Consider the following 16,377-nt stretch of genomic DNA (forward strand, 5'->3'; position numbering starts at 1 on the left):
CTATGGCGTTCGAATATCCGACTAATCTGAAATATCTCGATACCCATGAATATGCCCGGCTCGATGAAGATGATGTTGTTACGGTTGGGATTACGGCCTTTGCCGTGGATCAATTGGGTGACATCGTGTTTCTGGAATTGCCTGAGGTCGGAGATGCCATCGAGAAAGGGGAAAAATTTGGCACCGTTGAATCGGTGAAAGCGGTTGAAGATTTGAAGGCTCCTCTGAGTGGGGATGTGATTGAGCGCAATGAGACGCTGTTGGATGCCCCAGAACAGTTGGCAGATGATCCCTATGGCGATGCCTGGTTAGTTAAGGTCAAGGCTGAGAATCTTGAGGATCTCGATGATGCCATGTCGGCGGAAGAGTATAAAGATCAAGTCGAAGCATGATCGCGGCCTAATGGACGCTGATCCTAAGCGCTCTCGTGGGGTCTTAGCTGAGCACTCCCGGCTTCTGCGGACAACTATGGCGTATGGATAGTCCTGCAACTGGACCTGCCTGGGTCTGCCCTTAGAATTTGTTACACAATGTATAGGGTGGTGCTAGGTCACTATCCCCCTTAAGGTGTGGATAGTAGGCCACGGCCTAGATGCTTTTTCACGATTATTGAGTATGTCGCAGTCTTTCTACGGGTCAGATACAACGGTTACCAAGGGTATCTCCTCCTTGGGCGCACCTACGACGTTAGGACGGCAAACGGCTAATGGCCGTCGTCAACAGACCGTTGGTCAATCCACCATAGATGCAGCCGCTAATGGGGCAACAGACTTTGCCAGACGACATATTGGCCCTGGCCCTGCAGCCATTGAAACCATGTTGCAACGGCTGGGGTATGACTCCCTAGATGCCCTGACTGATGCGGTGATTCCGGCTGACATTCGCCTGGTCCAGCCCCTACAGTTAGCACCTGGCCTGGAGGAAACTGAGGCATTGCAACGGCTCCGTGCGATCGCATCGCAAAACCAGGTCTGGCGCTCCTACATCGGCCTGGGCTACCACAACACCAAGATTCCCACCGTCATTCAGCGCAATGTTCTAGAGAATCCCGGTTGGTATACCCAATACACCCCCTATCAACCCGAGATTGCCCAGGGTCGTCTGGAGGCATTGCTCAACTTTCAGACGATGGTCACCGACCTAACCGGGTTAGAGATCGCCAACGCCTCCCTGCTGGATGAGGGCACCGCCGCCGCCGAAGCCATGACCATGAGCTTCAATCTACGTAAAAACAAGAAAGCGCGGCGCTTTTGGGTGTCAGCGGCCTGTCATCCCCAGACCCTAGAGGTCGTGAAGACCCGGGCCCTACCCCTAGACATCGAAGTTGTTGTGGGAGACTATCGGCAGTTCACCCCTGACGACAGCTACTTTGGTCTGCTACTGCAATACCCGGCCAGCGATGGGGCCATCTATGACTACGGTGAGCTGATCCACCAGGCCCATGACCACAAGGCCCTAGTGACGGTAGCCACCGATCTGCTTAGCCTTACCCTGCTCAAGCCTCCCGGTGAATTCGGCGCCGATATCGCCGTGGGCAATAGCCAGCGTTTTGGGGTACCCCTGGGTTTTGGCGGTCCCCATGCCGCCTTTTTCGCCACCCGCTCCGCCTTTGCCCGGAAGTTGCCTGGCCGCCTAGTCGGCGTCTCTAAGGACAACCATGGCACTCTGGCCCTGCGACTGGCGCTGCAGACTCGGGAGCAACATATCCGCCGCGATGCTGCCACTAGTAATATCTGTACCGCTCAAGTCCTGCTGGCCATCATCGCCAGCATGTATGCGGTCTACCACGGTCCCGACGGATTGCAGCGTATTGCTACTCGGGTGCATCAGCTGACGGTGGCCTTAGCCCAAGGGCTACGGGCTCTGGGATATACCTTGGCTGACACCCCCTATTTCGACACTCTACGGGTTGACATCGGCCAAACCCAGGCCGCCATTCTGGCCCAAGCCGCTGCCAAGCATATGAATCTGCGGCTGATTGACAATCAAACCCTAGGGGTTTCCTTGGACGAAACCACCACGCCGCAAGATGTCCAGGAGCTGCTGCAGGTGTTTGCCTGCGATTCAGAGTCCCCTGCCCCTACGGAGCTCACCCTGGACGGGCAATCTCTGGCTATTCCCGAACAGTTGGCCCGCACCAGCCCCTATCTGAGTCATCCCGTCTTCCACAATCATCGCTCTGAGACGGAAATGCTGCGCTATTTGCATCGGCTCCAGGGCAAGGACTTCTCCCTGACCACCGGCATGATTCCCTTGGGCTCCTGTACCATGAAGCTGAACGCCACGGCGGAGATGGTGCCGATTACCTGGCCAGAGTTCAGCCAGATCCATCCCTTTGCCCCGTTGGATCAGGTGCGAGGCTATCGCTACTTGTTTCAGGAATTAGAGAGCTGGTTGGCCGAGATTACTGGGTTTGCTGCCATTTCCCTGCAGCCCAATGCTGGCTCCCAGGGAGAATATGCCGGGCTCTTGGTGATTCGACAGTACCACCAGCAGCGGGGGGAAGGACACCGTCGGGTCTGTCTGATTCCCCAATCGGCCCATGGCACTAATCCCGCCAGTGCCGTCATGGCTGGCATGACGGTGGTGGCTGTGGCCTGTGATCAAGACGGCAATATCGACGTGGCTGACCTCAGGGTCAAGGCTGACCAGCACCAAGATAACCTGGCCGCCCTGATGGTGACTTACCCATCGACCCATGGGGTATTCGAGACGGCGATCCGGGACATCTGCGACATCGTCCACAGCCATGGCGGCCAGGTCTATATGGATGGAGCCAATATGAATGCCCAGGTGGGCCTCTGCCGTCCGGCTGACTTCGGTGCCGATGTTTGCCACCTCAACCTTCACAAGACTTTCTGTATCCCTCATGGTGGTGGTGGTCCGGGGGTGGGTCCTATTGGTGTCCAGGCTCACTTACGCGACTTCTTGCCCAGCCATGGCCTCACGCCCAGCGTGGGAGGAAAGCAGGCCATTGGTGCGATCGCATCGGCCCCCTGGGGCAGCGCCAGCATTCTGCCCATTTCCTGGATGTACATCGCCATGATGGGCGCCACCGGCCTCACCCAGGCCTCCCAGGTGGCCATTCTCAACGCCAACTACGTCGCCTATCGGCTGCGGGACCATTACGATATTCTCTACACCGGCCGCAATGGGCTGGTGGCCCATGAGTGTATCATCGACCTGCGTCCCTTCCGCAAACAGGCCGGCATCAGCGCCGATGATGTGGCCAAGCGCCTGATCGACTATGGCTTCCATCCCCCCACCATGTCCTGGCCGGTGGCAGGCACCATCATGGTGGAGCCCACCGAAAGTGAGTCCCTAGCAGAACTGGATCGCTTCTGCGAAGCCATGATGGCCATTCGGGAAGAGATTCGAGCCGTGGAAAGCGGCCAGGTCAGCGCCGAGGACAATCTGCTCAAACGAGCCCCCCATACCGTCGCCGACCTGGTCACCGTCGACTGGCAGCGCCCCTACTCTCGCGAGCAGGCCGTATTTCCCTATCCTTGGGTACGAGAGCATAAATTCTGGCCCGCGGTGAACCGCATCGATCAGGCCTACGGCGATCGCAACTTGATGTGTTCCTGCCCCTCCATGGATGCCTATAGTGACTGAGGTCTTCCCGTGCCATGGCAGCACCGGCTCCCCAACTCCCCCCCAACTGTCGACTGCGGCCAGCCCAGGCCGCCGATCAGTGGGCGCTGCGGCGTTTGGTATTGGGGGCCTTTCTAGATCCCACCCAGATTCGCTGGTCCCAGTTCTGGGTGATCGACACCGGGGAGCAGATTATCGCCTGTGGCCAGTTGCGGGAGTTCCCCGGTGCCCAGGAACTGGGCAGCCTGGTGGTGGCCCGGCCCTGGCGGGGACAAGGGTTAGGCTCCCTCTTGAGCGATCACTTGATTGCCCAGGCTCACTTGCCGCTATTTCTAGAATGTTTGGGGCAGCGGCTGGCTCGCTTTTACCAGCACCGCGGCTTCGTTCCGGCCCAGTGGTCCCAGCTGCCCGCGGCCCTGCGCCGTAAATTTGCCCTATCCTATCTAGCCTGGCGCTGGGGCCTGCCCCTGACCATCATGGTCTACCCGCCTTCGCTGCCCAGCCCTACTGCTGAGATCTCCTGACAATAGCTTTACTAAGGATCAAGGTAAGCTGAATTAACTCTTTTGATATTGGAGGCAGCGCCGATGGTTTGACTGACAAAGCGCTCCCCATGGCACAGGCTAAAGTATAGCGATATGTTACCGCCGTCCGTATTTGCGATCGCAGCGCTTGTATACGGAATTTAGAAGGTGATCATTAATACCTTCACTTCCCCTACCTCATAGGTGACTGATCATGACAACGGCAAATCCGGTGCGGATGTGGGGTGCGATCGCAGGCCTGACGGCCGCTATGACCATTGGATTAGTGACTGATGCTCAGGCCCAGAGCCGAGAGCTGTGGCTGTACGACGGAGAAGCCACCCTTGTCGAGGGCTACTTCCTAGACGGAGAAGCCATCTTCGGCTGGTGTGATCAAGATTGCTACGACCTCGATCTGTTTCTCTACGACATCGATGGCAATCTCATCACTGGTGATGACGCTCTAGATGCTGAGCCCATCGTCTATGCTCCCTACTCCGGCTATTTCTATGTGGAATTAACCATGCCCAATTGCTCCCATCCAGAAGGCTGTGCCGTCTGGGTAGACTCCACGGAAGGCTTTTAGTCGAGGGAATGATTTCAGTCCCATGGCAATCCGTGGTTTGGTTAGGACAACTGGGGTGATTCAGACCCTAGCGTAGTCAGGGGCAATTCGTCCTTTTGACCTCTGCCTGTGGCTAGAGGCGAAGGTCATACAGTCACCATCTCGCGCTTTAGGGCGGTGGCGAAATGCCTCTTCTGAGCGATGTGGGTCATTGTATTCCTTTCATAGAATTTAAATGGCGACATCAACAGGAGGGTTACTCTATGGCACAGCCAGAGACAACACCAATTCGACAACCGACGTCACCCGAAATGCTGTCTCCAGAGCAAAAGCAAACCCATCGCCGCATTCTGGAAACAGAGAATCCCACCGTGAATCCTGGAGATCGGGTGGATGAGTCCCTGTCTCTAGAAGAAAAGGCGCAGCAGGTGGCCATTAACACCCCGGACATCACCGCCGAGGCCGTGGTCATTCCCACCTATTTCATCGTGGATAATCCCGACGGCAGCCGTCAGGCTCTTCACCATGTCCGGGATGCCGAGGCCATTTCCGATGTGATTCGTCAGGCTCGCACCACAGAGGACGGCGAGCGGGTCTGGTGGTAATAGGCCTTGGCCCGGTATCTAGCCGCCATAGGAACGGCTAGGGCACCGGCATCGCCATTGTGATCATCGTAGTCATCCCCCTACGCCTGACTGATGCAGGCGTAGGGGGATGCTGTTTCATGGGCTGTGTGTGGAACTATCGACTCATTAGTCTGTTTGCAAGGACGGCCAAGCAGTGCTTGACATCTCGTTGAGTTTTACGGCCATGGGCTCAGCTTGGGAGTCCGCCGCGGTTTCCTCGGTAACTGCTGTTCCTGCAGCAATAAACTTGGCCTCTAACAGAGAAGGGATGGTCCTTAATATCTGAGTTTGGCCTAGCGGTTGTTTCACAACAGGGCTAGGGAGTTGATTGTCAGTGGTTGAGCCCCAGTTGGACATTTGGAATGCCGGTAGTTTCAGGGAACTAGCTTGGGAGGAGAGATTGAGATCCGCTGAGTAGGGCACTTGGGGATCGGCAATGGCTACCGCTACGATAGCCAGGGTTGTCAAAATGCTACTGCTGAGAACTTGATGGAGTCGCCGAGAGCGAGGACGAAGTGTTTCGTTAGGCATACCTAAGAGAATAAAATTGTCGCGTATCTTCCATATACTTAATTCTATGGTAAACGAAGACGATATCAAAGTCCTCTATCATCGGCCAGAAAGTATCTTGGCTGACTCCGTCAATTCGCACTGTCTGGATCGAGGCAACTGTTGTGTCTAGGGCATCAGAGGGGCATCTCAGCCGTTACGATGTAAATTGAATCCATGGGTGGTCAGAGTGCTGTGACTAACGTATTGATCTTGCATTCGTCGTTGGGGTCGGGCCACATTAGTGCCTCGAAAGCGTTACAGGAAGCCTTCGCCCGCTTCCCCCAGATGACGGTGCGCAGCGAAGATGCCTTAGAGCATGCCAGTCCGGTCTATCGACGGGTAGTGCGGGAGGCCTATGAGCAGCTGAGTGAGCGCTTGCCCCAACTCTACAAGGCCTATTACGAAGGCAGCGATGTGGAGGATCTAGAAAAATCTCTGGACAGCAATTTGACCTGGGCTAAGTTGGAGCGGCCTTTTTTTCGCAAGCTGGAGAATTTAGTCCAAGCGGCTAATCCAGATGTGGTGGTATGCGTGCAGCAAATTCCCAGTCGTCTACTGCAGCTAGTCGAGAAACAAGATACGGTGCGGCGGCCTCAGTATGTGGTAATCACCGATGCCATTGCCCACAGTACTTGGATCAACTACGGCGTCAGTGGCTATTTTCTGCCCAATGATCTGGGCCGGAATTTTCTGGTCCAGCGGGGGGTCGATCCAGCCCTGCTGCATGTAACCGGGATTCCGATTCGCCTGGAAATCATGGAACAGAAGCATAAGGCGACGGTGCGATCGCAGCTGGAACTGCCCCCAGACAGCCGGGTCGTCACCCTGATGGGGGGTGGGTTGTCCCCGAAGCGCGTCCATGAAGTGGTTTCAGACTTATTGGAGTATGCCTGCCTGGATGTGTTGGTGGTGGCGGCCGGTCGCAATCAGGATCTGCTGGACGCCATCGCCGATCTCAGCAGCCACGATACCGTCAGCCTGCGTAAGCTCGGTATGATCGATTACATTGACGATCTGATCGTGGCCAGTGATCTGGTCATCACCAAGGCCGGGGGGCTCATTACCAGCGAAATTCTGGCCCGGGGCACGCCGATGATTCTGGTGGATCCCATCCCCGGTCAGGAAGAACAGAATGCCGATGTGATTGCGGCCTCCGGAGCGGGGGTGCAGCTGCGATTGCTGGAGATGGTTGCCCCGGCTGTGGGGCATCTGCTCAGCCATCCAGAGCGCCTGGCCGACATGAGCGAGGCCGCCCTCAGTTTGGGCCGTCCCGAGGCGGCCCTGGCCATTGCCCGCCATATTATCGAGCACTGGCAGCAAGATCGGCAGCGGTTGGCCTCCCTGGCTCCAGCAAACAACTCGTAATCATCCACCACCATGGCAGATGTTTCCAGTCCCTTTCTCTGGGGCGTCTCTACCTCAGGCTATCAGCACGAAGGGGGCTATAACGGCCCTCAACAGCCCTACAACAATTGGGCCGCGTGGGAACAGCAGGGACGGGTGGCCACCACCGGCGGCGCCGCCGATTTCTGGCATCGCTATCAGGCCGATTTTCAGCGTTGCCGTCAGATGGGCCTGAATGCCTTTCGCCTCAGCATCGAGTGGGCCCGGGTGCAGCCCAGCACTCACCTGGGGGATACCTCGCCGCCGCCGTTGGATCGGCAGGCCTTGGCCGCGTATTGCGATCGCATCGCCGCCTGTCGCCACCATGGCCTAGAACCTTTGGTCACCCTGCAACACTTCACCCATCCCGCCTGGCTGGGCACCGACGCCTGGCTGCAACCCCAGACCGTAGACGCCTACCTGGCCTATGTTCGGGCCGCAGTCACCACCATCAACCAGCAACTGCAGGAGCGCTACCAACAGCCCCCCATCCGCTGGTATATCACCATCAACGAGCCCAATATCCTGGTGGCCAATACCTACTTGAAGGGGGAATTTCCCGGCCACCGTTGGGGCGTCGCGGCAGCCCTGACCGCCTATACCCATCTGCTGTCGGCCCATATCCGCGCCTATAACCTGATCCACGATCTCTACGAGGCCGCAGACTGGCCCACCCCTCAGGTGACCTTCAACACCTACTGCAGCGATCTCTACTGGTCGGAGAAGGTGCTGTGGGACTTGATGATGATGCGATCGCGGCAGATTCCAGCCACCCAGATAGAGCCCTACATCCACCAGCAAGCCACTGAGTGGGAAACCACCCTGGACAAGGCCGATCTGCCCTTTACGCAAGACTTAGCCTATCGCATCGGTCAGGGTGTCCGCTGGGTGGCCAACGCCATCGGCCATCGCCTGTTTAACGCCGAGCAGGTGGCCGGAGTCCTAGACACCCTGCAGGCCTCCCCCCGGGACCAGGTGGTCGACTTCCTGGCCATCGACTATTATGATCCCTTCTTCGCCCACAGCCTCCGCTGGCCCACCTTCTCAGACGTGGAATCCAGCATTAACGATCTGCGTAGTTGGCTCATGAGTGGCATCACCAGCAAATGGTGGGACTGGCGTTGCCTGCCGGAAGGGCTGAGCTTCTTCGTCAGAGCCTACACCGATGACTTTCATCTACCGCTGCTGATTGCCGAAAATGGCATGGCCCTGCGCCGCACCACAGATAACCAGGTGGCCCCGCCCCGTTCCGACCAACTGCAGCGCAGTGAATTCCTCCAGGCCCACCTGCAGCAAGTGCATCAGCTCCGGCAAGACCAGGTGCCCCTGCTGGGCTACTTCCACTGGTCCCTCACCGATAACTACGAATGGGGCTCCTACACCCCCCGGTTTGGCCTGTTTGCCATCGACTTCAGCCACAGTCCCCAACGACAGCCCACCGACCACCTGCAGGATTGCCCCTCTGAGACCTATGCCCGTCTGATTCAGGCCGCAGTCCCCCCAGAGGCCTCAGCCTCCTTCTCAGCCTCCGAGGGACGTCATTCGACCCTGTAGCTGAATCAGCTGCCTGTCACAGTTAACCGGCAAGATATGAGGCTGCTTAGACCACACCAATTGTTCCTCTTCCACTAATTGATGCAGTAGTCGCGTGATAGTCACCCGAGTGCTACCAATCGTTTCGGCGATTTCCTGGTGGGTGGGACGAAAGGGCAATCGCCATCCCTGACCGACGGGATAGCCCAAATTCATCCCCAACCACTGGAGAAACTGCATCAAGCGACAGTCGACCCGCCGACTATGGAGAATATACAAAAGCTGTTGAGCCTGTTGTAGGTGAGCCGCCGAGACGCGGGCAGTGAGTTGATACTGGGAATCCAACGGCACCGCCATCACCGGCGTTAAACACTGAATGTCGTAATGGTCGACCAAGGCCACGGCGGCCCCAACAATACTGCCCTGGCCCCAAAACCCCAAAGGCACCACCGCTCCTTCATAGTTCCAGGTAATGGTCCTCACCACCCCAGCGTGAATGCGCCACCAATGAGACCCTCGAACTGGAATCCGAGCCGAGCGCTTGAACATCTGAGGCGCAGTATCCAAGACAGTTGCAGGCCTAGCCATGGCATTTTCTCCTGACGACGAATACCTACCGCCTATCTATAGCCCTAACTCTTGCTTGAGCTGGGCTGTCCAGGCTTGGATACGCTTAGCCGTCTTGTCAGATTCGTTGTCTTCATCCAAGGCCAACCCACAGAACTTGCCATGCCGCAACGCTCTGGACTCATTGAAGTCATAATCATCGGCAGGCCAATACCCCACTGTCTTGCCCCCCAGAGCCGTAATTTTCTCTTCCAAGATGCCGATGGCATCCATGAAATTATCGGCATAGCCCACCTGGTCACCGGTGCCAAAATAGGCCACGGTCTTGCCACTGAAGTCCATGTCATCAAGCTCTGGAAACGCCCCATCCCAGTCACTTTGTAGCTCACCAATATCCCAAGTAGGGCAACCAATGATCAGACAGTCATATTCCGCCATCTGGTCCTCGTCTCCATCGGCAATGTCATGTAAGGCCACGACCGCCTCACCGCCCAAGGCTGCCTGAATTTGCTCGGCAGCATCCGCTGTCTTACCTGTAGTCGATCCATAAAAGAGTCCAATGGTTGCCATAATAATGTTTCCTGATTAGGGTCTTTCCCTTGAGATCCATCAATCCTCCGCCACCTGCCTAGGACCACGCAGCAACCTAGCGACACTAAAGCCAGCTCAACTTCTGCAGCACAGTGGACAGTAAATCACCAGGGCCAGCCATAGGCAGGTAGACAAAGGGTTAAGCTTATTGAGATATAAAATCAATAAGCCCTGAGGAAAGTATCTCCAGGTATGACCAAGAAGTCAATACTATCGAGAATAATTCTCTTTTATAGATAGCCAAAAGAATTCCCATCCCTAGCCAACAACAGCTGCTCCGATGCCGACCTAAGCAGTAGGCTTACGCGCCACGATGGTGCGATGGCGGGGGTCGCTGGCAACAGTGACAGGCGGATCAAATCCAATCTGGCTCAAGGCCCTCTCTAGATCGAAGGTGTAGTAATCATCGCTCCAGGGTTCGGTGCTTTTCATCAGGGTAAATAGCACCGGCGGCAGGTTTTGAATTACCGGAGAGCGGGGATTATTATCCACTAGGGCCAGGGCTCCCTGGGGACGCAACAATCGCAGCACCTCCTTAAAAATGGCCTGGGTGGCCTGCCGGGGCAGTTCATGGACCACAAACTGCAGGGTGATCAAATCAAAGGCGTTATCTGGCAACCCGGTGGCCTCGGCGGGGGCGTGCAACCACTGGGCGATGTCCTGCTGCTGATCCTGCAACTTGGCCACCGCCAGCATATAGGGAGATAAATCTAGGCCCACCGTGCGTACCGGCTGAGACTGACGCCCTTGGTAGAAGCGATGCAAGGTCACGGTGGAGATGCCCACGGAGCAGCCGATATCCAAGATATCCTGGACAGCTTCAGGGCCATGCTCTGCTAACACCTGATGGAAACTACCCCGCAGTCGGGCCTGGGCGGCTTGCCAGGTCAAGGATTCTTTGGGCCAGACTCGCAGGGCCATGGCATAGGTGGCTGGGGCCGCTTCATAGGCGGCTTGCCAGCAGAGATTGCCTTGGTCATAGGCATGGAACGGCACCTGATAATAGTCGGGATAGGTGACGGTGGGATTGCTCACCTGACTCAGCAGGGACTCTGTATCGATTGCCGCCAATTGCTCACAGGTCTGCCGCCAGGGCACCCCTTTCTGCTCCGCCGTCTTGATTAAGACCCGGCGGGCTTGCCGCTTCATGACGGCGTAGAGGGGCTTGGTCTGGATCAGCCCATTGACCAGGCGTGCTAGTAAATCTTCTCCGGCCCAGTCTGGTTTGAGTTTGGCGACCATGGCATCTGCACAGTATCTATCCCGAAGCCTATTCTATAGCGTTGGCCAGTCGGTTAAGCGGAGAGAGGAATAGGCTATCCATAGCAAAATGGTGTCAGCGGTGCTAGTCAGGAATCTTATGCTCCGTAGTCAGGAGATTCACTCAGTTTATCGAGGTAGGTGATGGCCGCCTTTGCCAAAACGGTCTCTTCTAGATAATGCTTGGCGACTTCTCCAACAGTGGCTTTGAGCGCCTGGGCATGACGTTCGGGATTGAGGAGTTGCTGGCGCAGCGTTGTGAGGCGATGATGGGGCGACTGTTGGATGTCGGTGAACTCAGCATCGATGATGGCCAGGGCTTCAGTTTCGGTGGTGACGCTGGGATGCCGAGCCTGAAGCTGGGTGAGTAGCGCTTGCAGGTCAGCGATCGCCTGTTTAACCTTTGGGTCACTCGGATGGTTATTTTGAGTCTCGATGTAGGTTTCAACTTGCTCAAAAATTTGCACTTTTTCGGCTTTGGGAAAATGGTATTTCGAACTCTCAGTCATGGCTCCGGCTCCTGTTCCAAAATGAATTCCAGATTTTGAGCCCCGTGGAGGACTCGAATAATCTCAACGGCTTCGGGGTGTATTTGATAGAATGATATGTTTGTTGAAGCCTTTGATGGGATATTGACGCACTTGAGCGAGTTTTGGCGTTGTGAAACCGCTCAATTTTCCAATTGCAGGTAACTCGGCAATGCGTTGGAAAGTAGCCTCGGCGGCATAGATAAAGCGATCTCCCGCATCAAGATTATCTCGACTGATGTATGTAGCATGGTCAATTAGATCTTGAATAACAACGGGGCGTTTGATTAGATTAGCCATGCTGAGATTGATCGCTCTGATTCTTGCGTACGTTCGAGCGAATGGTTTCCCAGTCGGCAGCGGTCATCGGGGTTGCCTCGCCCGATTCTAGTCCTTCAAGGAGAAGCGGTTCGAGATGTTCCTGGCGGGCTTTATCTTGCTGAATTAGAGCCTGGATGTAGGCATCTGCCGTACTGAATTCACCAGAGTCGATGCGAGCTTGCAGGTAAGCAGTTAGGGCTTCAGGAAGGGAGACAGTGAAAGTTGTCATGGTTTTCTCAGGGGAAGGACGGCGATTTTATCGGCTATGGATTGGGGTCTGGGGGATGCTCATAGTAGCGATCAACCCGCCCGAAGTTTTGGCCTCTGTAGCATTGGGGAAAACATATGTCGTTTGGCCAGGAGCTATCTGACCTTCATTTTGAATTTCTAATTTTGCAGTTTGAATTGCCTCCTGCCAGATTTCGTAGTTGTAGAACTTGCAGCGGTTTTGGATAGCGGCGATAGTAGAAATAAGACTAATGTTATCCATTCGCTGACAGATTCGCCAAAGCTCGGCAATAGCTATAGGAAACCCGACTTTCTTAAGGGCATCACAACATTTTCTGTATCTATCTGTATGCTCATATATCCCAGCATAGGGATTTCTTCTCATTTTTAAGCCTTGCCTTAGTTCATCCAATAGTGCTTCAGTAGCCCTTTTGATGTCTGATCTGCTATCTAATTTGATACTTAAATCTCCTAAAACTTCAGTGGCTTTAATACGACGATACGGATCTATTTCTTTTGCAAGAATATATCTAAGTTTTAAAAGTGCTTTTTCGCAATCTAAGTTATCTAACGCCTGGATGGAATCTCTATACAGGGAAGTGTTTTTATTTTTCCTGCTATCTTTGACTGCTTTAACCAAAGCAGGAATTATCTTATCGTTTTTTACCTGACTTGTGAGTTTGACAAGTGCATTGGCAGCCATCTCTCGCAAAGACCAGTCTCGCTCTTTCAGTGTTATAAGCAGCTCTGAAAAAGCCTCTTCACAACCTAGATTACCTAATCCGAAAGCGGCAAATTTACGAACATCTGGGTATTGGCTTTTTATCGCTCTCTGTAGCAATGGAATAGCTCCCTCACTGTTAAATTTATCCAAAGTGTATGTAACACAAGCTTGAACTTTAATTTCTTGACGTTCTAAAGCATCTAAAAATATTGTTTTAAGGATGGGGATAGCATGCACAGGATCTAACTTGCTCAATGAGCTAATAACTAAACAAGCTCTATGCTTGTCTGTTATTCTTAACCCTGACTCGATTGATTTTTTAAGCTCTTGGACAGCATTATTAGTACCTAGTCGAGCCAGAGAATTAGCTGCGGCTTTTACGACTTCATCTTGCGAATCATTTAATGCCTGACTTAAAGCTGAAATAGATTCCCCAGAATCCAGGTATCCCAGGGCCAAAACTGCGCGAATTCTAACAATAGCATCTTCATGCTTGCTAAGGTGGATCAAGCCAGAAATAGTTTTTTCACTCCTCAAGTAGTGGACCAAAACTATTGCGGACTTCAATCCTGGATCGGATTTCAATTTTTCCAATGAATAAAAAATTTCCTTAGACGAATCTAAAGAAACTTTAGTGAATCCAAACTCAGATTCTTCAAGATTGGAATCGGAATGGATAGATTCTTTAACGTCTCGAAATAATTCTGGAATTATTTCTTTGCAACCCAAACTTGCCAATTCAAACAATATACTACGTCGCTTTTTAGCATAATTCCATCCATAACTATCTGGATCAGCATTAGTGATGAATTCACTTAAAACTGGGATTGCCTCCTGTTTATCAAAAATCGCTAATATTTGAGCTGCATTAAAACGAGCAGAAAAATTCTGGCTTTTAAGTAAATTCAAGAATTTTGAAACATGATTCTCTATGTCCAACGGTCTTATTAAATTTGATATGCTAGCGTTGGTTCCCCATATCAAATCCAAATCATCGAGTCCATCAAATATATCTTTATCATAATCTTCCAAGAAATCAATTAGACTCGGAACCCCTATTTCGGCATTGAGCATTAACAAGGCAGTTGCCGCCTCTCGGCGAGTATGAATTTCATGTTTTCTTTGTGATAACTTCAGAAGATGAGGAATAGCTAGTGAGCTACCCAGTTTTCCTAATGAGATAGTGCTATACTTAGCCAGTATCTTAATAGCTTCCTCCGATGAGGTGTTTGCTAGTGCTCGGATAATATTTCGCTCCAACCTTTGTTTCGAGAGATTTTCCTCTATTGGAGTATTTCTGTTCCGGCATTTTTTTCGAAGGATAGGTAACTTCTCTAACCATGATTGGTTAATAAAATGATCGTCTCCCTCTTCAAGAATCTTCTTCAATGCAGGAATCGCCGATGCTGAGCGAGCTTTATCCAAAAGTTTTACTTTGAGCTGTAAAGGATTCTCTTTACATCCGGTGATTAGCTGAACAGTTTGCTCTTGAAAACTTGGTTTCACCTCTCCCGCCAATTTCGCTCCCAGCATCAAATCCACATCATCGATCGCCAGTTTCACAACCCGCAGCGCCTGTTCCTCCTCATTCACCAGGGCCAGCATCAGGGCCACGGGTTCGGTCCACTTCAACAGATTGAGGTAGTCTCGCTTCAGTCGATCGTCGCTTAGCTCTGGCAGCAGCCGCAGCAACTGTTCCGCGGCGTAATATTCCTGAATCAGTTGGTGGCGAAACTCGATGTGTTCTTCAAGGGTGGGCTGTTTCACCGGCTGCAGCAGGTGATAGTCCAGCAGGTCTTGCAGCCAGCGTTCGGCACAGGCTCGGGCATTGGCTCTACCCTCTTGCTGCAAGCAGTCCGCCAACACCGCCTCCGCCTCTTCCCGAGGCATGGACAGGCGAAACTCAACCGGGTCTTGGTCATGCATCAGGGCAAAGGCCAGATGGCGCAGTAGTTTGGGCCACTGCTTTCTGGAATCAACCGGGGCATCTTCCTGAATCGCCTGATGCTCCTCAGTTCCTTGGTCATACAGCTGAGTAAACTCGCGAAACGCCAACCCCAAATTGGCGGGCACCTCGCCGTTCTGGGCAAACACCCGACAGAGCATCCACAGTAGCAGGGGCGTTTCGGCAAACTTCCGCAGCCGGTCTCCTTGCAGTTGCTGAAACAGGCGATCGCCTTCCTCACGTAAATAGCCCCGCACAAACGCCTGCATTTGCGGTGCCGTCAGGGGCAACATCTTCAGGGTTTTGGTGATGCCCAGGGTGCCGCCCACGCTTAGGTCGCGGGTGGAGACAATCATCGGGGTGGTGGCGCGGTTGCGATCGCGAAAATTGGTCACCTCTGTTCGGTAGTCTTCTGGGAGTTCGTTCAAGCCATCCAGCAACAGCAGCAGCCTGCCCTGCCGTAACAAGCGCTCAATCTCGGCAATCTCCAGCGGCAGCTCATGACCACTGAAATAGTCTTGAATCAGATGCTCAAGGGTGGAAGTACAGCGGCGCAGCTTCACCAGCACCGGGATTTTTGCAGCAGGATTCTGCAATGCGTTGCTGGCCTCTTCCCACAGCAGCCGTTCCAGCGATGTCGATTTCCCCGAACCCGGTTTGCCAATCAGCAGCACATGCTCCGCCGCATAGTTGCGTAGTCCCGCCAGCACATCCCACTGTTCAACCTGTTCCCTGTTCTCTATTCTCTCTACATCTCTGCCTTCTCGATCTTCCTGGGGCTTAACGGTCTCTACCCGATCTCTGCCTTCTCGATCTTCCTGGGGCTTAACGGTCTCTACCCGCAGCTTTAGGAGCGGTGAAAACTTGGGTCGTGGCACTTGCTTGCGGCCTGCAACCGTCGTACGAGTGTAGACCTCTTGCCGCTCGCGATAGTCTTCGTGATTACGGATAGACTGCAAATAGGGCTCAAAATCAATATGATCTGAACGCTGGATCGCCTTCGGCGCAAACCGCTGCTCCAGCAGATCAGTCAATGGGTCTAAGCCGCAGCCGGTGGAGCCGGTGGCCCAATTGAGCAGATCCGCCACGCGGTTGCCCTGGGGGGCCGATGGCCCACTAATGATGCCAGGGGGCAGGTTCAGCGCCACCAGGAACTCCTCGAACTGGGGCTGGGGTAGGGCGGATAATTGTCGAAACAGATGCGATCGCAGCTCAGAATCACCTGACATGGTGTTGCCTAGCCTAGGCCAAGGGAATTTTTCCCATTGTGGCCTACACCCATGCCCAGGGTCATGGCATCATCCCATTCTCTCTGGCCTTATCTCCCCAGTGTGTGGTGGTATCGTCACTGTCCGTGGGTAGGGACAGGCACAAACACCTCTGAGAATTCATTGATCTGGCTATAGTAGTGGGTAGGGTGGGCAAGCACCTTGCCGG

The 16,377-nt window shown here is 53.9% G+C and carries 15 protein-coding genes; 7 read left to right on the forward strand and 8 right to left on the reverse strand.

The window, feature by feature from the left end:
• The first annotated feature begins 2 nt into the window (after positions 1-2).
• The 5 genes from gcvH (at position 3) to XM38_RS14210 (ending at position 5,288) form a co-directional block, all read left to right on the forward strand.
• Positions 3-392: a glycine cleavage system protein GcvH gene (gene gcvH, locus XM38_RS14190; RefSeq protein WP_080807845.1), complete on the forward strand. Its 390-nt coding sequence runs from the start codon at positions 3-5 to the stop codon at positions 390-392.
• Between the two features lie 223 nt (positions 393-615).
• Positions 616-3,615, forward strand: a complete 3,000-nt coding sequence (gene gcvP / locus XM38_RS14195; protein ID WP_080807842.1) for an aminomethyl-transferring glycine dehydrogenase — start codon at positions 616-618, stop codon at positions 3,613-3,615.
• A gap of 14 nt (positions 3,616-3,629) precedes the next feature.
• Positions 3,630-4,118, forward strand: a complete 489-nt coding sequence (locus tag XM38_RS14200; RefSeq protein WP_080807839.1) for a GNAT family N-acetyltransferase — start codon at positions 3,630-3,632, stop codon at positions 4,116-4,118.
• A gap of 214 nt (positions 4,119-4,332) precedes the next feature.
• Entirely contained in the window at positions 4,333-4,704 is a 372-nt protein-coding gene (locus XM38_RS14205) for a hypothetical protein (RefSeq protein WP_080807836.1), read from the forward strand.
• 242 nt (positions 4,705-4,946) lie between these two features.
• The gene (locus tag XM38_RS14210; RefSeq protein ID WP_080807833.1) at positions 4,947-5,288 is read left to right on the forward strand and encodes a hypothetical protein; all 342 of its coding nucleotides are present in this window, start codon (positions 4,947-4,949) and stop codon (positions 5,286-5,288) included.
• 147 nt (positions 5,289-5,435) lie between these two features.
• On the opposite strand, the gene XM38_RS14215 is transcribed toward XM38_RS14210, so the two are convergent.
• Positions 5,436-5,777: a hypothetical protein gene (locus XM38_RS14215; RefSeq protein WP_137455127.1), complete on the reverse strand. Its 342-nt coding sequence runs from the start codon at positions 5,775-5,777 to the stop codon at positions 5,436-5,438.
• Positions 5,778-6,053: 276 nt separating this feature from the next.
• Between XM38_RS14215 and XM38_RS14220 the strand changes: the two genes are divergently transcribed.
• Positions 6,054-7,226: an MGDG synthase family glycosyltransferase gene (locus XM38_RS14220; protein WP_187329413.1), complete on the forward strand. Its 1,173-nt coding sequence runs from the start codon at positions 6,054-6,056 to the stop codon at positions 7,224-7,226.
• 12 nt (positions 7,227-7,238) lie between these two features.
• On the forward strand, positions 7,239-8,798 hold the full coding sequence (locus XM38_RS14225) for a glycoside hydrolase family 1 protein (RefSeq protein WP_080807828.1): 1,560 nt from the start codon (positions 7,239-7,241) through the stop codon (positions 8,796-8,798).
• On the opposite strand, the gene XM38_RS14230 is transcribed toward XM38_RS14225, so the two are convergent.
• The 7 genes from XM38_RS14230 to XM38_RS14260 form a co-directional block, all read right to left on the reverse strand.
• Positions 8,766-9,365 carry a Crp/Fnr family transcriptional regulator gene (locus XM38_RS14230; protein ID WP_080807825.1) on the reverse strand — a complete coding sequence of 200 codons (600 nt, stop codon included), beginning with the start codon at positions 9,363-9,365 and terminating at the stop codon, positions 8,766-8,768. The two genes, XM38_RS14225 and XM38_RS14230, sit on opposite strands and share 33 nt — an antisense overlap.
• A gap of 36 nt (positions 9,366-9,401) precedes the next feature.
• Positions 9,402-9,914, reverse strand: a complete 513-nt coding sequence (fldA, locus tag XM38_RS14235) for a flavodoxin FldA (protein WP_080807822.1) — start codon at positions 9,912-9,914, stop codon at positions 9,402-9,404.
• Positions 9,915-10,223: 309 nt separating this feature from the next.
• The gene (locus XM38_RS14240; protein WP_088430208.1) at positions 10,224-11,177 is read right to left on the reverse strand and encodes a class I SAM-dependent methyltransferase; all 954 of its coding nucleotides are present in this window, start codon (positions 11,175-11,177) and stop codon (positions 10,224-10,226) included.
• Between the two features lie 116 nt (positions 11,178-11,293).
• Positions 11,294-11,704 (reverse strand): hypothetical protein, encoded by a 411-nt coding sequence (locus tag XM38_RS14245; RefSeq protein ID WP_080807815.1) that lies wholly within the window; start codon positions 11,702-11,704, stop codon positions 11,294-11,296.
• A gap of 63 nt (positions 11,705-11,767) precedes the next feature.
• Positions 11,768-12,022 carry a type II toxin-antitoxin system RelE/ParE family toxin gene (locus XM38_RS14250; RefSeq protein WP_202978895.1) on the reverse strand — a complete coding sequence of 85 codons (255 nt, stop codon included), beginning with the start codon at positions 12,020-12,022 and terminating at the stop codon, positions 11,768-11,770.
• Positions 12,015-12,272: a ribbon-helix-helix domain-containing protein gene (locus tag XM38_RS14255; protein WP_080807813.1), complete on the reverse strand. Its 258-nt coding sequence runs from the start codon at positions 12,270-12,272 to the stop codon at positions 12,015-12,017. The genes XM38_RS14250 and XM38_RS14255 overlap by 8 nt, the downstream gene beginning before the upstream one ends.
• Before the next feature lie 27 nt (positions 12,273-12,299).
• Positions 12,300-16,169, reverse strand: a complete 3,870-nt coding sequence (locus tag XM38_RS14260; RefSeq protein ID WP_088430210.1) for a HEAT repeat domain-containing protein — start codon at positions 16,167-16,169, stop codon at positions 12,300-12,302.
• Between the last annotated feature and the right edge of the window lie 208 nt (positions 16,170-16,377).

The sequence above is a fragment of the Halomicronema hongdechloris C2206 genome, assembly GCF_002075285.3.
GTDB lineage: Bacteria > Cyanobacteriota > Cyanobacteriia > Phormidesmidales > Phormidesmidaceae > Halomicronema_B > Halomicronema_B hongdechloris.

Excerpts from the sequence above, each read along its gene's own strand:
- XM38_RS14255 (WP_080807813.1), bottom strand. The coding sequence starts at position 12,272 with ATGACAACTTTCACTGTCTCCCTTCCTGAAGCCCTAACTGCTTACCTG.
- XM38_RS14240 (WP_088430208.1), bottom strand. The coding sequence starts at position 11,177 with ATGGTCGCCAAACTCAAACCAGACTGGGCCGGAGAAGATTTACTAGCA.
- gcvH (WP_080807845.1), top strand. The coding sequence starts at position 3 with ATGGCGTTCGAATATCCGACTAATCTGAAATATCTCGATACCCATGAA.
- XM38_RS14210 (WP_080807833.1), top strand. The coding sequence starts at position 4,947 with ATGGCACAGCCAGAGACAACACCAATTCGACAACCGACGTCACCCGAA.
- gcvP (WP_080807842.1), top strand. The coding sequence starts at position 616 with ATGTCGCAGTCTTTCTACGGGTCAGATACAACGGTTACCAAGGGTATC.
- XM38_RS14200 (WP_080807839.1), top strand. The coding sequence starts at position 3,630 with ATGGCAGCACCGGCTCCCCAACTCCCCCCCAACTGTCGACTGCGGCCA.
- XM38_RS14260 (WP_088430210.1), bottom strand. The coding sequence starts at position 16,169 with ATGTCAGGTGATTCTGAGCTGCGATCGCATCTGTTTCGACAATTATCC.
- XM38_RS14205 (WP_080807836.1), top strand. The coding sequence starts at position 4,333 with ATGACAACGGCAAATCCGGTGCGGATGTGGGGTGCGATCGCAGGCCTG.
- XM38_RS14250 (WP_202978895.1), bottom strand. The coding sequence starts at position 12,022 with ATGGCTAATCTAATCAAACGCCCCGTTGTTATTCAAGATCTAATTGAC.
- fldA (WP_080807822.1), bottom strand. The coding sequence starts at position 9,914 with ATGGCAACCATTGGACTCTTTTATGGATCGACTACAGGTAAGACAGCG.
- XM38_RS14245 (WP_080807815.1), bottom strand. The coding sequence starts at position 11,704 with ATGACTGAGAGTTCGAAATACCATTTTCCCAAAGCCGAAAAAGTGCAA.
- XM38_RS14225 (WP_080807828.1), top strand. The coding sequence starts at position 7,239 with ATGGCAGATGTTTCCAGTCCCTTTCTCTGGGGCGTCTCTACCTCAGGC.
- XM38_RS14230 (WP_080807825.1), bottom strand. The coding sequence starts at position 9,365 with ATGGCTAGGCCTGCAACTGTCTTGGATACTGCGCCTCAGATGTTCAAG.